The organism is Rhodopseudomonas sp. WA056 (assembly GCF_010906995.1).
Classification (GTDB): Bacteria; Pseudomonadota; Alphaproteobacteria; order Rhizobiales; family Xanthobacteraceae; genus Rhodopseudomonas; species Rhodopseudomonas palustris_G.
This window is the reverse complement of the sequence record NZ_QPFS01000209.1, coordinates 1-3,874: the sequence shown is the minus strand read 5'-3', so window position 1 is coordinate 3,874 and position 3,874 is coordinate 1. Positions and strand designations below refer to the sequence as shown.

The following is a 3,874-nucleotide window of genomic DNA, read 5'->3' as shown; positions in this document are numbered from 1 at the left end:
GGAGGACATGCGGTATCCCCGGCAAACAACGCTGGCGCTCCGGCGCAATCCGGAAGCGCCCTTTCCGGAGTGCGAACGCGACCAGTTGCGGTGACGCGCGGCGGACCGCCTTGGACCTTCTTAATAATCCCCGGCAAGAACTGCCATCCGATTCTTCTCTTAATCCACCAATCATGCCGGGCAAAACCGGCTTTTGCCGGCGTGACGGCGATTGGGCGCGGTCGAGCGCGTGGGGCGCCCCCGCGACTCTTAACCAGTCGTTAACCATAGAGGCGGCAAATTCTGCCTACCCGGCGGATTCGCGTAGCGGCAAGACCGGGGCGGAGGCGGTCATGCCGATCAACGATCTTCCCACACTGGCGGCGCTGCGGACCCGGATGCAATGGCACCAGCAGCGGCAGCGCGTGCTGGCGGACAATATCGCCAATTCAGACACGCCCGGCTTCAAGCCCCTGGATCTGGTCGCCCCAACCTTCGACCCCTCCGGCCGTCCGACCGCGGGCTCCCCGGTCGGCTCGCTGCCGATGATGCGAACCAGCGCCGTGCATATCGCGCCGTCGGGCGGAACCGAGAGTTTCTCGCAGGACCGCAGGGGCGGCATGCAGACCCGGCCTGCCGGCAATGCGGTCAATCTGGAAGACGAGATGCTGAAGGTGTCGTCCAACCAGGGTGGCTACGCAGCCGCCACCGCGCTCTACACCCGAAGTCTCGGTGTGCTGAAGACCGCCATCGGCAAGCGCTGATCCTCGCCACAGGGAGAATGAAGATGGCCGACGATGCAATGGATTTTTCGAGGTCGATGGCTATCGCGACCTCCGGCCTGCGCGCCCAGGCTGGCCGGATGCGGGTGATCTCGGAAAACATCGCCAACGCCGACTCCACCGCGCAGACGGCCGGCGGCGATCCGTATCGCCGCAAGGTGCCGACCTTCACCTCGGCGCTCGACCGGTCGCTCGACGCCCGGGTGGTGGCGCTCGGCCGGGTCAAGCCCGACACCTCGGCGTTCCGCGTCAAATACGAGCCGACCAATCCGGCGGCCGACGCCAACGGCAACGTCAAATATCCGAACGTCAATCCGGTGATCGAAATGACCGACATGCGGGATGCGCAGCGGTCCTACGAGGCCAACCTCAACGTCATCAGCGCGACCCGCCGGATGATCCAGCGCACCCTCGACATTCTCAAAGCCTGATCCGCTTCTTCAGCATCGCACCAGGAACTGACCCATGGCCTCCCCGATTTCAGCAGCAAACGCCTATGCGAGCCTTGCCCGTCTGTCCAAGCCGGCCGGCATCGACAAGGGAGCCGAGGACAGCGTCCCGTCGTTCGGCAATCTGGTCAAACAGGCGATGGGAAGCGTGCTCGACGCCGGCCGGCAGTCCGACGCCCAGTCGATGGCGATGGCCTCGGGCAAATCCAACGTGATGGATGTGGTGACCGCGGTCGCCGAGACCGACGTCGCGGTGTCGACGCTGGTGTCGGTGCGCGACCGGGTGATCCAGTCCTACGAAGAAATCATGCGGATGCCGATCTGACATCGGCGCCTTGCCGCCAGGCATCGTGATGGCGAGCGAAACCAAGCAATCCAGGGCTCAGCGCACTGCGCTCCTGGATCGCTTCGTTGCTCCGCTCCTCGCGATGACGGTGGCGAGACCGAACACCACCACTGCCGCAATCGCCGACACAAGGATTTGCTCATGACCGGTCCCGAAACTCTCGACGTCGCCCGCGACGCGATCTGGACCATCGTGGTGGTGTCGGCGCCGCTGATGGTGGTCGGCCTGGTGGTCGGCGTCGCAGTGTCGCTGGTGCAGGCGCTGACCCAGATTCAGGAGCAGACTCTGGTGTTCGTGCCGAAAATCCTGGCGATGTTCATCACGCTGGTGCTCGCATTGCCGTTCATGGCCGACGCGCTGCATGCCCAGATGCTCCGGATATCGTCGCGAATCATCGGCGGTTGACGCATGATCGGAGCCCGCGCCGCTTCGCTGGTCGCGTCTGCCGTCGTCGCCCCGGGCGGACGATGCGTGGATGGGGCCTGCGCGCGCCGCTCCGAGCCAGATTGCCGCGATGCGCATCGACCTGACCTTCCTTCCGGCGCTCGCCGCCACCTTCATGCTGGTGTTCGCACGCATCGGCGCGATGGTGATGTTGATGCCGGCGCTCGGCGAGAGCAACATCCCGACGCGGATCAAGCTGTCGATCGCGCTGTTGCTGACGATGATCATGCTGCCGCTGCACCGCTCGGCCTATCAGATCGACATGTCGTCGCTGACGCCGCTGCTGGTGCTGATGGTTCAGGAGATCGCGATCGGTATCGTGCTCGGCGCCACCGCACGGGTGACGCTGTCGGCGCTGCAGGTCGCCGGAGCGGTGATCGCCCAGCAGCTCGGCCTTGGTTTCGTCTCGGCGGTCGACCCGACGCAAGGTCAGCAGGGCGTTCTGGTCGGCAACTTCCTGACGCTGCTCGGCGTCACGATGCTGTTCGCCACCGACATGCACCATCTGGTGATTCAGGCGCTCAGCGACAGCTACAAGGTGTTCGCGCCGGGCGAGCTGCTGAACACCGGCGACGTGGCGGCCTTGGCGACCCAGGCGTTCGCGGCCGCCTTCAAGCTCGGCCTGCAATTGGCCGCGCCGTTTCTGGTATTCGGCCTCGTTTTCAACATCGGCCTCGGCGTGCTGGCGCGATTGATGCCGCAGATGCAGGTGTATTTCGTCGGCGTGCCGCTGTCGATCGTGATCGGCTTCATCGTGCTCGCGGTGGTGCTGACCACCATGATGGGCGCCTTCCTCGGCTATTTCGGCAGCGTGATGCACGACCTGATGCCACGCTGACGTTCGGCATCGTTCGGAGTTGAGCGATGTCGGACGACAGTGACGAGAAGACAGAAGAGCCGACACAAAAAAAGCTCGACGATGCGTTGAAACGCGGCGACGTCGCCAAGAGCCAGGAGGTCAACACCTGGTTCCTGATCGCCGGCGGCACGCTGGTGCTGTCGTCGTTTCACGGCTCGATCGGCGCCGGCATCCTGGGGCCGCTGCGCAGCCTGATCGAAAAATCGTGGATGTTGCGGGTCGATGGCGACGGTCTCATCGCGCTGACCAAGAGCCTGATGTACGCCACCGTCGCCGCGATCGGAGTTCCGCTGTTCCTGGTGATGATCACCGCGGTGATCGGAAACCTGATCCAGCATCGTTTGGTGTTTTCCGCCGAAGGGTTGACGCCCAAGCTCAGCAAGCTGTCGCCGCTCCAGGGCGCCAAGCGGGTGTTCGGCAAGCAGGCGCTGGCGAACTTCCTCAAGGGCCTGTTCAAGGTGGTGGCGCTCGGCATCGTGATGGTCGCGGTGCTGTATCCGGAGCACGACCGGCTCGACGCATTGTTGACTATGGACGTCGCGGCGCTGCTCGGCGTCACGGTGACGCTGACGCTGAAGCTGCTGGGCGCCGTGGTGGCGATGCTCGCCTTCGTCGCGGTCGCCGATTATTTCTTCCAGTATCGGCAGTGGCACGAGAAGCAGAAGATGTCACTGCAGGAGATCAAGGACGAGTACAAGCAGTCCGAAGGCGATCCGCACATCAAGGGCCGGCTGCGGCAGCTCCGCTATCAGCGGATGAAGAAGCGCATGATGGCCGAGGTGCCGGGCGCCTCGGTGGTGATCACCAACCCGACCCACTTCTCGGTGGCGCTGAAATACGAGCGCGGCATGCCGGCGCCGATCTGCGTCGCCAAGGGCGTCGACGCGGTGGCGTTCAAGATCCGGGAAGTGGCGAAGGAAAACAACGTGCCGATCGTCGAGAACGTGCCTCTGGCGCGCGCGCTGTACGCCACGGTCGAGATCGACGAGGAGATCCCGGTCGAGCACTACCAGGC

The 3,874-nt window shown here is 64.5% G+C and carries 6 protein-coding genes; all 6 read left to right on the top strand.

Translation table 11 applies throughout. From position 1 onward, the window contains the following. Positions 1–332: 332 nt before the first annotated feature. On the top strand, positions 333–743 hold the full coding sequence (flgB, locus tag DU475_RS23285; protein WP_013501234.1) for a flagellar basal body rod protein FlgB: 411 nt from the start codon (positions 333–335) through the stop codon (positions 741–743). Positions 744–766: 23 nt separating this feature from the next. Next, positions 767–1,192 carry a flagellar basal body rod protein FlgC gene (flgC, locus tag DU475_RS23280; RefSeq protein WP_013501235.1) on the top strand — a complete coding sequence of 142 codons (426 nt, stop codon included), beginning with the start codon at positions 767–769 and terminating at the stop codon, positions 1,190–1,192. 34 nt (positions 1,193–1,226) lie between these two features. Then, positions 1,227–1,535: a flagellar hook-basal body complex protein FliE gene (fliE, locus tag DU475_RS23275; RefSeq protein ID WP_013501236.1), complete on the top strand. Its 309-nt coding sequence runs from the start codon at positions 1,227–1,229 to the stop codon at positions 1,533–1,535. A gap of 162 nt (positions 1,536–1,697) precedes the next feature. Beyond that, positions 1,698–1,961 (top strand): flagellar biosynthesis protein FliQ, encoded by a 264-nt coding sequence (gene fliQ / locus DU475_RS23270; protein WP_013501237.1) that lies wholly within the window; start codon positions 1,698–1,700, stop codon positions 1,959–1,961. 109 nt (positions 1,962–2,070) lie between these two features. Continuing rightward, complete coding sequence (fliR, locus tag DU475_RS23265) at positions 2,071–2,838, top strand: flagellar biosynthetic protein FliR (RefSeq protein ID WP_041807113.1); 768 nt, start codon at positions 2,071–2,073, stop codon at positions 2,836–2,838. A gap of 26 nt (positions 2,839–2,864) precedes the next feature. Beyond that, positions 2,865–3,874, top strand: a 1,010-nt coding sequence (gene flhB, locus DU475_RS23260; RefSeq protein ID WP_164633459.1) for a flagellar biosynthesis protein FlhB, incomplete at its 3' end; no start/stop codon positions are given.

Coding starts and splice junctions, on each gene's coding strand:
- flgB (WP_013501234.1), top strand. CDS start 333: ATGCCGATCAACGATCTTCCCACACTGGCGGCGCTGCGGACCCGGATG.
- fliR (WP_041807113.1), top strand. CDS start 2,071: ATGCGCATCGACCTGACCTTCCTTCCGGCGCTCGCCGCCACCTTCATG.
- flgC (WP_013501235.1), top strand. CDS start 767: ATGGCCGACGATGCAATGGATTTTTCGAGGTCGATGGCTATCGCGACC.
- fliE (WP_013501236.1), top strand. CDS start 1,227: ATGGCCTCCCCGATTTCAGCAGCAAACGCCTATGCGAGCCTTGCCCGT.
- fliQ (WP_013501237.1), top strand. CDS start 1,698: ATGACCGGTCCCGAAACTCTCGACGTCGCCCGCGACGCGATCTGGACC.